The sequence below is a fragment of the Paraburkholderia kirstenboschensis genome (assembly GCF_904848585.1).
In the GTDB taxonomy this organism is placed as follows: domain Bacteria; phylum Pseudomonadota; class Gammaproteobacteria; order Burkholderiales; family Burkholderiaceae; genus Paraburkholderia; species Paraburkholderia kirstenboschensis.
Genome location: NZ_CAJHCR010000001.1, coordinates 565209 through 580241, shown reverse-complemented (window position 1 = coordinate 580241; position 15033 = coordinate 565209). Strand labels below are relative to the sequence as shown.

Annotated in this window: 14 protein-coding genes and 1 tRNA gene; 9 read left to right on the top strand and 6 right to left on the bottom strand. The window is 63.1% G+C overall.

Annotation, left to right across the window (positions count from 1 at the left end; genetic code table 11):
• The first annotated feature begins 273 nt into the window (after positions 1-273).
• Positions 274-1983 (top strand): glutamine--tRNA ligase/YqeY domain fusion protein, encoded by a 1710-nt coding sequence (locus JMY24_RS02725; protein WP_128595555.1) that lies wholly within the window; start codon positions 274-276, stop codon positions 1981-1983.
• A 290-nt stretch (positions 1984-2273) separates the two neighbouring features.
• Here the strand turns inward: JMY24_RS02725 and JMY24_RS02720 are convergent, their stop codons facing one another.
• Complete coding sequence (locus tag JMY24_RS02720) at positions 2274-2723, bottom strand: NUDIX domain-containing protein (protein WP_128589663.1); 450 nt, start codon at positions 2721-2723, stop codon at positions 2274-2276.
• Between the two features lie 82 nt (positions 2724-2805).
• Positions 2806-3195, bottom strand: coding sequence for an RT0821/Lpp0805 family surface protein (locus tag JMY24_RS02715; RefSeq protein WP_128589665.1), 390 nt, complete (start codon positions 3193-3195; stop codon positions 2806-2808).
• Between the two features lie 306 nt (positions 3196-3501).
• On the opposite strand from JMY24_RS02715, the gene JMY24_RS02710 reads away from it, so the two are divergent.
• Complete coding sequence (locus tag JMY24_RS02710) at positions 3502-3741, top strand: hypothetical protein (RefSeq protein WP_128595556.1); 240 nt, start codon at positions 3502-3504, stop codon at positions 3739-3741.
• 79 nt (positions 3742-3820) lie between these two features.
• Here the strand turns inward: JMY24_RS02710 and JMY24_RS02705 are convergent, their stop codons facing one another.
• Positions 3821-5245, bottom strand: a complete 1425-nt coding sequence (locus tag JMY24_RS02705; protein ID WP_128595557.1) for a cytochrome-c peroxidase — start codon at positions 5243-5245, stop codon at positions 3821-3823.
• Between the two features lie 212 nt (positions 5246-5457).
• On the opposite strand from JMY24_RS02705, the gene JMY24_RS02700 reads away from it, so the two are divergent.
• Both JMY24_RS02700 and JMY24_RS02695 read left to right on the top strand, forming a co-directional pair.
• Entirely contained in the window at positions 5458-7035 is a 1578-nt protein-coding gene (locus JMY24_RS02700) for an acid phosphatase (protein WP_128595558.1), read from the top strand.
• Between the two features lie 235 nt (positions 7036-7270).
• Positions 7271-7654 carry a DUF427 domain-containing protein gene (locus JMY24_RS02695; protein ID WP_128595559.1) on the top strand — a complete coding sequence of 128 codons (384 nt, stop codon included), beginning with the start codon at positions 7271-7273 and terminating at the stop codon, positions 7652-7654.
• Positions 7655-7730: 76 nt separating this feature from the next.
• Here the strand turns inward: JMY24_RS02695 and JMY24_RS02690 are convergent.
• A tRNA-Arg gene (locus JMY24_RS02690) sits at positions 7731-7807 on the bottom strand.
• A 68-nt stretch (positions 7808-7875) separates the two neighbouring features.
• Positions 7876-8706 (bottom strand): undecaprenyl-diphosphate phosphatase, encoded by an 831-nt coding sequence (locus JMY24_RS02685; protein WP_128595560.1) that lies wholly within the window; start codon positions 8704-8706, stop codon positions 7876-7878.
• Positions 8707-9351: 645 nt separating this feature from the next.
• Between JMY24_RS02685 and JMY24_RS02680 the strand changes: the two genes are divergently transcribed.
• From JMY24_RS02680 to JMY24_RS02670, 3 genes are all read left to right on the top strand, one after another.
• Complete coding sequence (locus JMY24_RS02680; protein ID WP_128595561.1) at positions 9352-10260, top strand: aldose epimerase family protein; 909 nt, start codon at positions 9352-9354, stop codon at positions 10258-10260.
• A gap of 174 nt (positions 10261-10434) precedes the next feature.
• Positions 10435-11151, top strand: coding sequence for a peptidoglycan DD-metalloendopeptidase family protein (locus JMY24_RS02675; protein WP_128595562.1), 717 nt, complete (start codon positions 10435-10437; stop codon positions 11149-11151).
• 183 nt (positions 11152-11334) lie between these two features.
• Positions 11335-11661, top strand: a complete 327-nt coding sequence (locus JMY24_RS02670) for a hypothetical protein (RefSeq protein ID WP_128590700.1) — start codon at positions 11335-11337, stop codon at positions 11659-11661.
• Positions 11662-12501: 840 nt separating this feature from the next.
• On the opposite strand, the gene JMY24_RS02665 is transcribed toward JMY24_RS02670, so the two are convergent.
• Positions 12502-13242, bottom strand: a complete 741-nt coding sequence (locus JMY24_RS02665; protein ID WP_201701362.1) for a pentapeptide repeat-containing protein — start codon at positions 13240-13242, stop codon at positions 12502-12504.
• Between the two features lie 112 nt (positions 13243-13354).
• Here JMY24_RS02665 and JMY24_RS02660 point away from each other — a divergent pair, with 112 nt between their 5' ends.
• Entirely contained in the window at positions 13355-13663 is a 309-nt protein-coding gene (locus tag JMY24_RS02660; protein ID WP_027804863.1) for a DUF2288 domain-containing protein, read from the top strand.
• Positions 13660-15030: an MATE family efflux transporter gene (locus JMY24_RS02655; RefSeq protein WP_201701361.1), complete on the top strand. Its 1371-nt coding sequence runs from the start codon at positions 13660-13662 to the stop codon at positions 15028-15030. Before JMY24_RS02660 ends, JMY24_RS02655 begins: the two co-directional genes overlap by 4 nt.
• Positions 15031-15033 lie beyond the last annotated feature (3 nt).

The following is a 15033-nucleotide window of genomic DNA, read 5'->3' as shown; positions in this document are numbered from 1 at the left end:
GCAGACCTGCGCCGCCCGGCATGCTAAGTCGCTGCCCTGCGCGGGACCAAAACGATTTACCTCCTGTTACAGCCGGTCTTCGCGTCGAGCAGCGCCCGAACTGCCGCACGAGTCTTGACACGAGTCTTGACATCACTCACGGCGCGGCGCGCCATGAAAGCCGCCCGAGCGTAGGCTGCACGCCGCACTCGTCTGCCGCATCGTGCCTCGTCAGGTAGAATTGTCGGATAAGTGGGCGTATTGCGCGCCCCCGACAGACTTTCACCATCTCGCATGAATACCGAACGCAACGACGCGCCAGCGGCATCCAATTTCATCCGCAACATCATTGACGACGACAACCGCACCGGCAAGTGGGGCCAGCGCGTGGAAACGCGCTTTCCGCCCGAGCCGAACGGCTATCTGCACATTGGCCACGCCAAGAGTATCTGCCTGAATTTCGGCGTGGCGCGCAGCTATGGCGGCGTATGCCATCTGCGCTTTGACGACACCAATCCGGAGAAGGAAAGCGTCGAATACGTCGACTCGATCATCGACGCCGTGCGCTGGCTCGGCTTCGAGTGGCAGAAAGACGGCAAGGAGCACCTGTACTACGCGAGCGACTACTACGACAAGCTGTACGAATTCGCCGAGCTGCTCATTCAGCGCGGCAAGGCGTATGTCGACAGCCAGTCGGCCGAGGAAATGCGCGCGAACCGTGGCTCGGCCACCGAGGTCGGCACGCCGTCGCCCTTCCGCGAGCGTTCAGTCGAGGAAAACCTGAACCTGTTCCGCCGCATGAAGGCGGGCGAGTTCAAGGAAGGCGAGCACGTGCTGCGCGCGAAGATCGACATGTCGTCGCCGAACTTCAACATGCGCGATCCGGTGCTCTACCGGATCCGCTTCGCGCATCATTACCGCACGGGCGACACGTGGTGCGTGTACCCGATGTACGACTACACGCATTGCATTTCGGACGCACTGGAAAACATCACGCATTCGCTGTGCACGCTGGAATTCGAAGACCACCGTCCGCTCTACGACTGGATTCTGAACGAGCTCGCCGACGCGGGTATTTTCACGCGCCCGCTGCCCCAGCAAATCGAATTCTCGCGCCTGAATCTGACGTACGCGATCACCAGCAAGCGCAAGCTGCTGCAACTCGTGAACGAAGGCCATGTGGACGGTTGGGACGATCCGCGCATGCCGACCATCGTCGGCCTGCGCCGGCGCGGCTTCACGCCTGAGTCGATCCAGTTGTTCTGCGAGCGCATCGGCGTGACGAAGGTCGATTCGTGGATCGACATGAGCGTGTTCGAAGGCGCGCTGCGCGACGACCTCGACGAGAAAGCGCCGCGCATTGCCGCCGTGCTCGACCCGGTGAAACTGATCATCGACAACTTTCCTGAGGGCCTCACCGAGCCGTGCAGCGCGCCGGTGCATCCGCATCATCCGGAACAGGGCATGCGCGAGTTTCCGATTTCCCGCGAGTTGTGGATCGAGCGCGACGACTTCACCGAAACGCCGCCGAAGGGCTATTTCCGTCTGTTCCCGGGCAACAAGGTGCGCCTGCGCTACGGCTACGTGATCGAATGCACGGGTGCCGAGAAGGACGAGAACGGCAACATCGTCGCGGTGCATTGCAACTACTTCCCGGATAGCCGGTCGGGCACCGAAGGCGCGAACAACTACAAGGTCAAGGGCAACATTCACTGGGTCAGCGCGGCAGCCGCGTGCCCGGCCGAAGTGCGAATTTACGACCGTCTCTTCAAGGAGCCGCAACCGGACGCAGGCGGCCGCGATTTCCTCGAAGCGCTGAATCCCGACTCGAAGCGCGTGGTCAATGCCTACCTCGAACCTGGCGCGCACGGCACGTTGCCCGAACAGCGCTATCAGTTCGAGCGCCACGGCTACTTTGTCGCGGACCGCGTGGATTCGCAGCCGGGCAAGCCCGTGTTCAACCGGATCGTGAGCTTGCGCGATAGTTGGGGCAAGCCGGCGTAAGCGGCGAACACAACGGGTAACGGCGAGCGTTACCGCATCAGGGCGCGTTAGTCGCGCACCAGTGATCGACCAGGGCGTGCATCCGCTTCATCGGATGCACGCCTTTTTCGTTGTGTGCCATCTCGCGTCATGTCGCGTCGACAGGAACACCGGCAGGAGCAGGCGCGGTACGGGCGCTATTCGGCAAGCCCGGTGAGATACGCGCTTCGCGGCAACGCCGGCGCGGCGACCGACCCACGAAGCAGACACCCGCAACGCACGGTTAGAACGCGCCCGGCGCTGCGTCGCCGCTATAGCGACCGGTGCAATTCGGTGAGCGAAAGCGTGGTCTGAAAGAGCCGCGCGAGGCTGCGGCTCGCGTACTTTTCCACCTCGTCGGGCGCGGTCCAGCGATAGGCGTCCATCTCGGGAATCAGCTTACCGTCCGAGCGGCGCGGAAACAGCGACGTGCATGTGTAGGAGCTGAGGTCGAGTTCATCGGCAGTGGCGCGCGCCGCGAACAGATGCAGGTCCTTGTCGCGCCGGTACACGAAGAGGCCCAGGTCCTTCAGACGCTCCGGCTCGATTGCGACTCCTGTCTCCTCGACCATCTCGCGCAGCGCGGTAACGTGCGGCGCCTCGCCTTCCTCGCCATGACCTTTCGGAATGTCCCAGTGCGATGTCTCGGTGGCGTGCGCGAGCAGCACACGGCCTTCGGGATCGAGCAGCACGATTCCGCACGAGACTATCCGCGGGCTCATCGCCGCACCGATTGGGTCCGACTCACGGCGTCCGCCCGGGCTGGCGAACCACCCGCGGGCGTCTTCACGACTGCATGCATGCTTAGTGCTTCTTCTGCAACTGCCACTTGCCGCTGCCCTGCTTGCAGAACTGCGGGCGCAGGTTCATGGACTGCCCTTTTGCATTGAGCACGACACCGAGGTCGCGACAGGTGCGCTCGCCTTCCTTCGACGTGCTCGCGATCGTGATCGTCGCGTCGATCTTCACGCTGTTGCGCGTGCCTTCATTGACCCAGTTGATGCTTTCGCCGTCGTGCTTTTCGTCGAGTGCGGCGAAGACCGCCTGCTTGATGGACTCGATGTCGCGCTCTTTCATGTAGCTGATCGGCGTGTCGTTGAGGAAACCGAGATTCGCCGCTTGCGCGCCGATCGCCGCGCCAAGCAGTAGACCAGCGGCAGCCAGTTGACGGAGTGCACGGGTTCGCATCGACATGAAGGGTTCTCCTCGGAAACGTTCAACTGCGGTTTCGGGCGGTCTCGAGCGCACTGATGGCCGCTCTTGATCTGGACCCCAAAAGCATAGCATGTCCGTTCGGAACAGCCTTGGCGGGCTGCGCCGCGGCGCCCCGTCCCGCTCGACACGCGCGACAAACGCCCGCCGAAACAATGCGCGATGCGGCTACAGCTCGCGACCGGCAGCCGCTCTTATTTTTAGGATGGCTCCCATAGCGCCGGACGGCACGCTTTCTTAAGATTGGCCGCATTGCGCTTTCGCACTGATCCCTTCAAACGCCCAATCATGGAACTCTCCGTTGCACTGGAAACCTTCGCCGTCGCACTCGCGCTGCTTTGCGTGGAGCTTGTGCCGGTCGCTATTCGACGCGATCCCGGTCTCGCGCGGCCCATTATCCGGATCGACGGCTTGCGCCGTCCCCGCTGGCCGAACCTCGTGACGCGCGCCGGCATCGCATGCGTGCTCCTCTCTTTTGCGCTGCTGCTCACAGCCTGTTTCTGCATCGTCGCCGGCGCGGCTATCTGAAGCGCGCTTGGGGCCGCGAGATCAACTCGGGCCCGCCGCGCATCCGCGTCACTCACTCGCTGCTCGCGACGCCGCTTCGTCAGTTCCCCGTCTTATAACCATCGGTGAGCGTATTCAGAAACGCCACCACGTCCTTGATCTCCGCGTCGTTCAGCGCGGGTTTGTCGCCCGGCTTGCGGTCGAACGGCGGCTCCGTATTCAGATTCGCCCAGTAACGCTGCGGCAGATCGTCGAACTTCTGCACCTTGCCTTTCGACACCGGATAGAACTTCTCCGGGTTCGTGTCGCGCTCGGCATAAAAGCGCAGTACCTGTTCGAGCGAATGATAGATACCGTTGTGGAAGAAGCTCTTTTTCAACGCGACGTTGCGCAGCGTCGGCGTGCGGAAGATGCCGCAGAACTCTGCGCGTCCCTTCAGATCGGCGCGCTCGGGGCCGCATGCGCCAAGATCGTGGAAGCGCGGATCGCGGTTCACGGGCAACGCGCGATTGCGCGGCACGCCGATCGCGATCAGACCGAAGTCGCTGAACTGCGGCGGCGCGCCGTCCAGCGTCCGCTGGCTGATGTGGCAGCTCGCGCAGTTGCCCTTCTTTTCGTCGTTGAAAAGTTGCAAACCGTGCAGCTCGGCTTTTGTGAGCTGCGTCTTTCCCGCCAGGTAAGCGTCGTATTTGCTGGTGTACGGGTAGAAGACTTCGGGCGTCTGCTCGAAGGTTTCGAGCGCTTGCAGCACGGCTTTGAAAGTCGCGTCGTCGCTATCGAAAACATGTTCGCCGAACGCGGTGCGGAAGGCGCCTGCATAGGGCGCAGCTCTGACCGCGGCGGTGACCTTCGCCGGCGAGCTGCCCATTTCGAACGACGACAACAACGGAATGCGCGCCTGGTCGCTGCCGCGATCCACGCGGCCGTCCCACGTAAGGCCGCCGGTTGGACCGGCATCGACGCTTTCATCGCCTTCGTCGTCGGACTCGTGATAGTGCTCCGCGAACGCCGGCACCGATTGCAGATACTTGAGCGTCGGCGCCGCGCGCATGCCGGTGCGGTGCATGTCGCCGCCGCCCAGTTGCACGGACAACGAGTTGGCCGGCGAGAACGCGTGGTCCGGACTGTGACACGACGCACACGCGAGCTTGCCCGAGCCGGATAGCGACGGGTCGAAGAACAGTTGCTTGCCGAGCGCGGTCATCTGCCGCACGGATTCGTAGACTTGTGCGCGCGATTGACCGCCGCCCGGCGTCGCTTGTTGGGTCACCTCATGCGTCACCTCATGCGCAGCAACCCGCACGACGGCCGCAGCGGAATCCACCGAAGCACGCGCCGTACTGGCGCCCGCATCTACGGCAACGGCCGGCGCGCCGGCATCGCAGCCAGCGAGACTCATGCTCACCGCCATGCCCGCGAACGCAAACGCTATCGCGCGAAATCCGCGGTTGACCGCCGGTCTCGCGCGCGACAACGCCGCGTCAGGCGCTACTGTTTTCCGGATCCCCGTCAGACCGAGCCGCATGTGAGTGATTTGAATGTGCGATATGAAGTCCGCGAGCGTATTTCATCGATATGACGTTCAAATGACATCCGGCCCACAGAAACTCCCGCGCCAAAGCAATTCGTAATGAATACATCTTTCTGTCAAATTGCGTCGCCACACTTTCGCGGGCGGTCACCGAGCTATCAAACGCACGCGGCCCGTCCCCAACGCGAGAGAGAGAACTTACAAAGATGAACAAGAAACTGATCTGCGCGGCGCCGTTGGCGATCGCTGCAGCATTAAGCCTGTATGCATGCGGCGGCAACGAGATCACGCAACCGGACATCACGTCGATCAAGACCGTTGTGGTGATCTACGCGGAAAACCGCAGCTTCGACAACCTGTACGGCAACTTCCCGGGCGCCAACGGTTTGCAGAACGTGAGCGCGGCGAGCGCGAAGCAGTTGGATCGCGACGGCTCGACGCTCGCGACGCTGCCGCAGGTCTGGAACGGCCTCACGCAAACCGGCGTGACTCCGGTCGTCACGCAGGCCATGACGGCCAATTTGCCGAACAGCCCGTTCGCGATCGACGACCCCAATGGTTTCAACACGCCGATCACCGCAACGACGCGCGATCTGTATCACCGCTTCTACGAGAACCAGATGCAGATCGACGGCGGCAAGAACGACAAGTTCGCCGCATGGGCCGACTCCGGTGGCCTCGTCATGGGCCATTACACGCTCAATGCGGACAAGCTGCCGCTGTGGAAAATCGCGCAACAGTACACGCTTGCCGACAATTTCTTCATGGGCGCATTCGGCGGCTCGTTTCTCAATCACCAGTGGCTCGTGTGCGCCTGCACGCCGACCTATCCGAACGCGGACAAGAGTCCGGCGGCCAGCTCGATTTCGGCAGTCGAAAGCGACGGCGTGACGCTCAAGCTCGCGTCGAACTCGCCGGCTTCGTCGCTCAATGGGCCGCCCAAGTTCGTGCTGTCCGGCAACCTCACGCCTGACTTCTACGCGATCAACACGATGCAGCCGCCGTATCAACCGAGCGGCAACAAGGCGGCCTCGGGCGGCGACGCGAATCTCGCCGATCCGGGCGCGGCCACCACATTGCCGGCACAGACGCAGCAACACATCGGCGATCTGCTGAACAATGCGAAGGTGTCGTGGGCGTGGTACGGCGGCGCGTGGGGCGCGGCGTTGAGCGCCGCGCAGAACGGCACGTCGAACGTGATCTACGGCGCGAATCTGACAGCGCCTAATTTCCAGCCGCATCATCAGCCGTTCAACTACTTCGCCGATCTCGCACCGGGCACGGCAAACCGCTCGCAGCATCTGCTGGACGGCGGCCTCGGCGGCTCGGAGTTCATCAAGGCGATCGACAGCGGCACGCTGCCGCAAGTGACGTTCTACAAGCCGCAAGGCAACCTGAACGAGCACCCGGGCTATACCGACGTCGCGTCGGGCGACCAGCATATCGCGGACGTGATTTCGCATCTGCAGAAGAGCCCGCAGTGGAACAACATGCTGGTAGTCGTCACTTACGACGAAAACGGCGGCTTCTGGGATCATGTCGCGCCGCCGAAGGCCGACCGCTGGGGTCCGGGCACGCGTATTCCGGCGCTCGTCATCTCGCCGTTCGCGAAGAAGGGTTTCGTCGATCACACGCAATACGACACGACTTCGATCCTGCGCTTCATCACGCACCGTTTCTCGCTGCCGACGCTGCCGGGCATCGCGGCGCGCGACGCGGCGCTCGTCGCCAACGGCGGCAAGCCGATGGGCGATCTGACAGCCGCGCTGAACGTCAGGCAGTAAGCGCGTCAGCGCAACAGCACTGGTAAGCAACAGCCGGCCTTGCGGCGCGGCTTTCGACGGGCAGCTTCGGCTGCCCATTTTTATTGGCGAGACGCATAGACGCGAAGCCGTGACACAGGCCTCATGAGCGGTGAGCTTCGGCACGGCGCATCGCACTCGACGAGCGTATGCTGCGCAAGAGCGCTCGACGGTTCGCGTCGACGTCATTTCGCCCGTTCATCAGGAGTTGGACAGCATGACTGAAAGAACCATCAAGGTCCCCGGCGCCGATCATCCGATTAGCGTCGAGCCCGCCCGGGCTCGCGTCGTCGTCACGGTGGCGGGCCGCGTGATCGCCGACACGCAAAAGGCGCTCGTGTTGCGCGAAGCGTCCTATCCGGCGGTGTACTACATTCCGCGCAACGACGCCGACATGAACCTGCTCACGCGCACCGACCACACGACCTACTGTCCGTATAAAGGCGATTGTGCGTACTACAGCATCACGCCGGGCGGCGAGCGCGCGGTTAATGCAGTGTGGACCTACGAGTCGCCGTATGCGGCCGTGAAAGAGATAGCGCAACATCTCGCGTTCTATCCCGACCGCGTCGATTCGATCGACGTGCAAGCACTGTCGTAAGGGCGAGCGTAAACGCGAGGCAATGAAAAAATCCCATCACCGAATTCGGTAGATGGGATTCTTGACGTGCAGACAATGGCGCGGCGGGCGAGGATCGAACTCACAACCTCAGGTTTAGAAGACCTGTGCTCTATCCAATTGAGCTACCGCCGCAAAGGTCGGCCCGGATTATAACCGATCGCCTCATGCCCGCCAGAACGCGGCGGGCACATCGAACATTATCAGACCGGCTGCGGATGCATTGCAAACCAGCCGAGGAACACGATGCCCGCGATCACGCAGTACACGCCGAACGAAGCAAGACGTCCGCGGCCTTCGAAATAGCGCATCAGGAAACGCACGCTCAGATACGCGGCGATGGCGGTCAGCACGCCGCCGAGCAGTGCGTCGGCGAGTTGGCCTGGCGCATGGAAAAGCTTCGGCACCTCGAGCAAGCCGGCCGCGAAAATGATCGGCGTGCCGAGCAGGAACGAGAACTCCGCGGCTTTCTCCGCCGTGAGGCCAGCTGCATTGCCGGCGATCATCGTGAGGCCGCTGCGCGAGAAGCCGGGAATCAGCGCGCCGACCTGCGCGAGCCCGACAAGGAACGCCTGGCCAAAACCCATTTTCTCCGGCGGCTGATGCGCGCGCGAGCGCTGCAGGCGGTCGCCCACCCACAACAGCACGCCGTTGACGATCAACGCAATCGCCACGATGCGCAGGTCGTGAAAAATCCGTTCGAGCCGCTTCTCGAGCAGCAGGCCGACGAGCCCGGCCGGAATCGTGCCGATGATGAGCGCCCACATCATGTGAGCATCGTCGTTGCGACGACCGCCGAACGACGCGAAGAAGCCGCGCACGAGCGCGCACCAGCGCTCGCGGAAATACCACAGCAGCGCGAAGGCCGTACCGAGGTGCAAGGCGACGAGAAACGGCAGCAACTGCGGCGCGTGTTTATCGATATGCATGCCGAACAATGCCGGCACGAGCAGCGTATGCCCGAGGCTGCTGACCGGGAATAGTTCGGTCACGCCTTGCAGCACGCTCAGGAAGATAAGAAACGACAGATTCACGCGGCAGTCCTTGTAAGGAAGATGTCGGGGACAGCGCGCCGCACAACGAAATACCCGGCGCGTACAAAAGCGCACCGATTATGCCTGGCTGGCAAGTCAGCGCCAAGCGTTTGGGCCACATTCGGGGAGATATTGACGCGCTGCGTCACACCATGAAACGGTTGTTACGCGAAACGCAAACGAAAAGGGCCGCTGAGGGACAGCAGCCCTTTCAATCGTCTAACGGCGAAGCGCGCAAATCAGCGCGTTCGAGAAGGCGTCAATCTTACGAACCGCAAGCCGAGCCGCACGCCGCTCGCACGCAGCTCGCATGCACGACGCGGTGTGTCGCACGCCGCTTCAGGCGGAGCGCGCAGATCAGCGCTCGAGCTTGTAAAAGAAGTAAGCCGTGCTTGCGGTGAACATGCCGAAGAGAGCGACACCCATTGCCATTGCGAGATCCATAACGCCTCCTGAGCGATCTCGCCCGGCGGTAGATATCACCGGGCAGTGAGACGGATTATCAACAACGATTGCCTGCTTGCGACACCCGCAATTTCCCGAGAAGGGTTTCCCCGTAGCGTAAAGCAGAGCAAAATCGTCGCTTCGGCCGGTATCGGCTGTCGCGTCCGGCGCGTCTAACACTTACTCATCACACCATCGACCATGCCTCTTTCACCGCAGCAGGACATTCTCGAGATTGCTCAGGACGCCTCCGTGCTCCGCTTCGCGCCGCAAGCCGGCGGCCGTCTGCTTTCGTGGATCATCGACGGCGAAGAGGTGATCCATTGGCCCGAACACGCCGACTGGAGTCAGCCCGCGCGCATCCGCGGCGGCAACCCGCTACTGTTTCCGTTTCTCGGACGCCATCGTGTGGACGGCAAGATCGGATACTGGCGAGACGCGCAAGGCACGGTCCGTGAACTGCCCATGCACGGCTTCGCGCGCGACCTTCCGTTCGACGCTCACGCCGACGTGCACGGTGCAGGCCTGCGCCTCGTGCTCACGGATACTGAGGCAACGCGCGGCGGTTATCCGTTCGGCTTCCGCTTCGAGGCGGCCTACACGCTGATCGACGCGCACACGCTCGAAGTCACCCTGACCACCACCAACACCGGCGATACACCGTTGCCCTATTACGCCGGCCATCACTTCTACTTCACGCTGCCGCACACGCAGCGTGCCGAGACGTCGCTCGAACTGCCGCGCACCGAACGTCGCTTCCAGCAGGCAGACGGCTCGATCAGCGCGGCCGAGCCGGGCGAAGCGCGCTACACACTCGACGAAGCGCGCATTCACGACCGCTTTCACTGCCTCACGGGTGCTCCGGACCAGCCTGTACGGCTGATCGCACCGGGCCTCGGCCGCGTCATCACCATCGACCTGCAGCGGCCGAACTCCGTACCCTGGTACGCGGTCACGACATGGACAGAGGCGGCGGAGTCGGACTTCTACTGCGTCGAACCGTGGCTCGGGCTGCCCGACGCGAACCATAACGGCATGGGCCTGCGCTGGCTCGATCCGGGCAAAACCGAAATTGCGGCGCTGCGCATCGGCGTCGGCAAACTAGACTGATTGCGGCGCATGCAGACGCGAACCGACAATGCGCGCGGCTTCATTGCGCGCGGTGCGGACGGAGCGCAATGCCCGTTTTTCCGATGCTGCAACGCAAAACCGTTAGAATCGGACGCTTTGTATCTACCTGCCACGTGATCGGGATCGGCGCGCGGCAGCGCTTTGCGAGGTCCAATGTCTGAAACAACAAGAATCATCAAACGACTCGCGTGCGTGTCGTTGGTGGCGCTCATCGCCGCGTGCGGGTCGGCGCCGGTGGGGCCGGGCTTTTATCGCGTCGAACGGGGCGACACACTGTCGAAGATCGCGCGTAGCCGCCATCAGTCGGTGCAAAGCATCGTGCGCTGGAACAACCTGACGAACCCGGACAGTATCGAGGTCGGGCAAGTACTGCGTGTCGATCCGCCCAACGGCGCGGCATCGACGATCGGCGCCGTGCGCAGCAGCGGCAATGGGAGCGCGAATACTCCGGCCGCGCCGCGTCCCGCGCCGGCCGACAACGCGCCCTCCTCGGCGCCTGCCTCGTCGATCTCGCTCGTGTGGCCGACGAGCGGCAATGTCATTCGCGGCTTTGACGGCGGCAATTCGAAGGGCATCGACATTTCCGCTCCAGCGGGCACGCCTGTGGTCGCAGCGGCGGCAGGCACGGTCGTCTATGCGGGCAACGGGCTGCGCGGCTACGGCAATCTGCTGATTCTCAAGCACAACGCCGAGTATCTGACCGCCTACGCGCACAATCGCGTGCTGTTCGTGAAGGAAGGCGAAACCGTCGCGCAAGGCCAGAAGATTGCCGAGATGGGCGACACGGATACCAATCGGGTCATGCTGCACTTCGAGCTGCGTTATCAGGGCCGTTCGATCGACCCGTCGCGTGCGCTGCCCCCGCGTTAGACGCGGCGGCAGCTTGCAGTTGGCGCGCCGCTTGGTCCCGTTTGGTCCGCGAACCCCGAGTCCGCGCATCCCCATGCACCGCGTTGCATGGGCTGGCCGGGGAACCCCGCGTGCTATAAACGCTCAATCCGACACGCGTGGCTTCGTGCCACGTCTTTCATGTCATCTGTAAGGGAATCTGCAATGAAGAGCGCATTTGCGTCCGTGGCGACGGCCGCAGCGATCGGTGTGGGCCTGCTGACCCTGGGCAGCCTCAGCGGCTGCTCGACCACCACGACCATGACTTATCTGCCGAGCGGCGAGACCGGCTTTGCGATCAACTGCAGCGGCAGCGACGCCAGCACGAGCTGGGCCGAATGCTACAAACGCGCCGGCGAAGTCTGCGGCAATTATGGCTACGACGTCGTATCGAAAGATGTCGATAACGGCGCCACTTCGGGTGGCACCGTCGGCGGAATTTTTGGCGCGAACGTGAAAAACCGCTCGATGGTGGTTCGCTGCAAACAGTAAGGCGGACCCACCGCGCTGCCGGATTGCCGGAAGTCCAGCCGGCCGCGCACCCAACGCCCCGACCGCGGTTCGATGCGCGCGGCGAAGGCAAGTAGTACGCCGAATGCAATTGGCCACGCGGCAACGAATATGATTACCCAGCTCATAACCGAGGAAAGGAAAGGTAAGGTTTTATGATCCGCGCGGCGTGTGTAATCGCAGTGACGGCAATTAAAAAGCCGCCCCAAAAAAAAGCCCGGCGCGAGGCCGGGCTAACGGGGGTTCGGCGCATATCGGCAAAGGACCGGTTCACCATGCGCCAGAACGGAATTTAACAACCCGGTTTTACAAGCGCAATATATTAATTTCCAGGGTAATGTGATGCGACGCACGGATTTCGCACTATGTGAACCGAAAACATAGGCAATAACCGCCGGAGAAATTACACCCACCCGGCAGTCGGCAGCTTATTAGCCTCGCGATCAAAGCCTGTTAATACGCCAGCAAAGCCTTTCGCAGCAAGGCTCCGCCGCATTCTCCCGCAACAAGGCTGACGAAAAGGAGCCGTTGTTTTCAGCGCCAACGACTCACCTTATTCGCACGCCGCTGACGTCGAAAACGCTTGGTGCGCCACCGCACCAATTCAATTAAATAATCGAATTCTACGCGCCTTGCGCACGCCCAATATCCCTTGCGCGAGAATCCGCGAATGGCGAAACCGTAAAACGGCCTCAAATCCGCCGACAAATAAGCGGCTTAAAATCGATGTTCTCGCGCGTTGAATAAATCAGATGTTAGTCATTCGTGCGGTGCCGTACAAGTCGGCCGAAAGTCATAATCCGGCCGGCTTGCACGGCGGCGTTACATGACTCGCAATCCCAGCTCGGTGATGAGCACCGCAGCCTGCAGATGCGAAATCGTCGCGCCTTTGAAGAGTGCCGCGTCCACGAGCCTCACGCCGCTCAAGTCAGCCTCGCGCAGATCGGCGCCGTCGAACCGCGCGCCCTTCAGGTGTGCGTCTTTCAAACTGCCGCCGTCGAAAATCGCCTCGCGGAAATCGACGCCCGCAAGGTCGGCGTCGGAGAAATCGAGCTGATGCAGCGTGGCTTTGCGAAACGACAGGCCGCGCAAGTGCGCGCCGACCAGCAGGGTTTCGACGAAGCTCAGGCCCAGCGCCGTGCACGCCTCGAAGTTCGCGCCGGTCAGCTTGCAGCCGCGAAACGACGCGGACGCGAGCTTGGCGCGCCGCCAGGTCGTGTTGTTCAGGTCGCTCGACTGGAATGCCGCATCCACCAGATCCGCCGATGCAAAATCGGCCTGCCGGGCGCGGCAACGAACCCAGCGTGTCTGCGCGAGCGTTGCGCCGAAAAAAGAAGTCTCGGCAAGCGTGCAGCGGTGAAACTGCGCGCCACGCAAGTCGAGCCGCGACAGATCTGCGCCGTCGAAATCGCAATCGTTGAAGACGAGCGGCGCGCCGCTTGCGGGCTTGTTGGCGGTCGCGCTCGCCGCGATCAGGCGCTCGACGTCGGCGCGAGTGAGCGTGGCGCCGGCCACTTCGTAAGCTGGCGCGCCCGGAGCCGGCGCGGTTGAATCGAGTGACATGAAGGTTCAGAATCGGACGAATTGCGAAGGGCCTAAGCGTACCGGAATGCGTGCCGCGCCGGCTGCCTGACCGATGGTTTATAGTATCGACCCCCGCCAGAAACCGCTTACGATGACTTCCAACGACGCCGCCCATAGCCCCCTGTACGCCAAGCTCCTCGCCGAAACAGCGAAAATCGGCTGGCCGGAACTGGAACGCTTCTTCGCGCGGGGCATGCTGTTACGCGTCGCGAGCGACCTCGATCTCGTGAGCGTGGCCGAAGCCATTGCTAGCGACGACACCGCCCAGATCACCCAATGGCTGTCGGCGGGGCTCGTCGAGCGCGTGCAATCGGAAACCGCCGCGGACTTCGCCGCGCGCGATCCCGACCTGTGGGCCGTCGTCGTTTCTCCGTGGATTTGCGTGCAGGAACGCCATTGAGCAAAGCGGCGTCTGCGGCCGACCACACCGAGCACCCGGAGCACCCGGAGCCCGCGCTGCCGGTGCGCTGGCACCGCCGCGTGCTCGCGCTTGCATTTCCGATCGTTCTCGCCAATCTGACGCAGCCGATTCTCGGCGCCGTCGATACCGCCGTGGCCGGTCATCTGGATGGAGCGTCGTATCTCGGCGGCGTGGCGCTCGGCGGACTCTTCTTTAACTTCGTGTTCTGGGGCTTCGGCTTTTTGCGCATGGGCACGACGGGCCTCGTCGCGCAAGCGCACGGCGCCGGCGACCACGCGGCATTGCGCGATAACGTCGTGCGAGCACTATTGCTCGCGGCCGCGATCGGCGCCGCGGTACTCGCGCTGCAAGTACCGTTGATCGATTACGCCTTGCGCGCCATCGGCGGAAGCGACGCCGTGCAGCGCAACGCACGCCTCTACTGCCACGCGCGCATCTGGGCCGCGCCGCTCGCGCTCGGCAACTACGTGGTGCTCGGCTGGCTGCTCGGCACGCAGCGCGTGCGTCTGGCGCTGCTGTCGCAAGTGTTTATCAACGGCGTGAACATCGTCGCCGTGTTCCTGTATGTGTATGCATTCGATTGGGGCGTCGCGGGAATCGGCGCGGCCACTTCCACCGCCGACGCGCTCGGCTTCGTGCTCGGCGCGGCGCTGCTGTGGCACGGCAGGCCGCGCGGCCTGCCTGCCCTCGACCGCCGGGCGCTCTTCGACGCCGCGGCGCTGCGACGCCTGATCGTGCTCAATCGCGACATTTTCTTGCGCACGCTGTGCCTGCTGCTGTCGTTCGGCTGGTTTGCGCACCTCGGAGCGAAACAGGGCGACGCGACGCTCGCCGCGAACGCGCTGCTGCTGAACTTCCAGACCTTCATGGCTTACGGGCTCGACGGCTTTGCACACGCCGCGGAAGCGCTGGTCGGTGCGGCGATCGGCGCGCGAGACCGACACGCGTTCGTCCAGGCCATCAAGGTTACGGCGCTATGGTCGGCGCTCGGCGCGCTTGGCTTCGCGCTCGTGTACGCGGGCACGGGTTCGTGGATCGTCGAGCGCCTGACCGATCAGGCGGCCGTGCGTGCCACCGCCGAGCGCTATCTGCCCTGGGCGGCGCTTTCGCCGGTGGTATCTGTGGGCGGCTATGTACTCGACGGCGTGTTTATCGGCGCGACGCGCACGCGAGAATTGATGACGTCGATGGTCCTGTCGTTCGCGATCTTCGTCGGCGCCTCGTGGCCGCTGCTCATGCTGTACGGCAATCATGGTCTGTGGGCCGCGATGCTGGTCTTCATGGCCGTGCGCGGCTTGACGCTTGCGCGTCATCTGTCGAAAGTGGTCGGCAGCGTGGGGGCGTAGCGG

Excerpts from the sequence above, each read along its gene's own strand:
- JMY24_RS02720 (WP_128589663.1), bottom strand. The coding sequence starts at position 2,723 with ATGAGCCCGCGGATAGTCTCGTGCGGAATCGTGCTGCTCGATCCCGAA.
- JMY24_RS02705 (WP_128595557.1), bottom strand. The coding sequence starts at position 5,245 with ATGCGGCTCGGTCTGACGGGGATCCGGAAAACAGTAGCGCCTGACGCG.
- JMY24_RS02675 (WP_128595562.1), top strand. The coding sequence starts at position 10,435 with ATGTCTGAAACAACAAGAATCATCAAACGACTCGCGTGCGTGTCGTTG.
- JMY24_RS02710 (WP_128595556.1), top strand. The coding sequence starts at position 3,502 with ATGGAACTCTCCGTTGCACTGGAAACCTTCGCCGTCGCACTCGCGCTG.
- JMY24_RS02715 (WP_128589665.1), bottom strand. The coding sequence starts at position 3,195 with ATGTCGATGCGAACCCGTGCACTCCGTCAACTGGCTGCCGCTGGTCTA.
- JMY24_RS02695 (WP_128595559.1), top strand. The coding sequence starts at position 7,271 with ATGACTGAAAGAACCATCAAGGTCCCCGGCGCCGATCATCCGATTAGC.
- JMY24_RS02660 (WP_027804863.1), top strand. The coding sequence starts at position 13,355 with ATGACTTCCAACGACGCCGCCCATAGCCCCCTGTACGCCAAGCTCCTC.
- JMY24_RS02680 (WP_128595561.1), top strand. The coding sequence starts at position 9,352 with ATGCCTCTTTCACCGCAGCAGGACATTCTCGAGATTGCTCAGGACGCC.
- JMY24_RS02700 (WP_128595558.1), top strand. The coding sequence starts at position 5,458 with ATGAACAAGAAACTGATCTGCGCGGCGCCGTTGGCGATCGCTGCAGCA.
- JMY24_RS02665 (WP_201701362.1), bottom strand. The coding sequence starts at position 13,242 with ATGTCACTCGATTCAACCGCGCCGGCTCCGGGCGCGCCAGCTTACGAA.
- JMY24_RS02670 (WP_128590700.1), top strand. The coding sequence starts at position 11,335 with ATGAAGAGCGCATTTGCGTCCGTGGCGACGGCCGCAGCGATCGGTGTG.
- JMY24_RS02725 (WP_128595555.1), top strand. The coding sequence starts at position 274 with ATGAATACCGAACGCAACGACGCGCCAGCGGCATCCAATTTCATCCGC.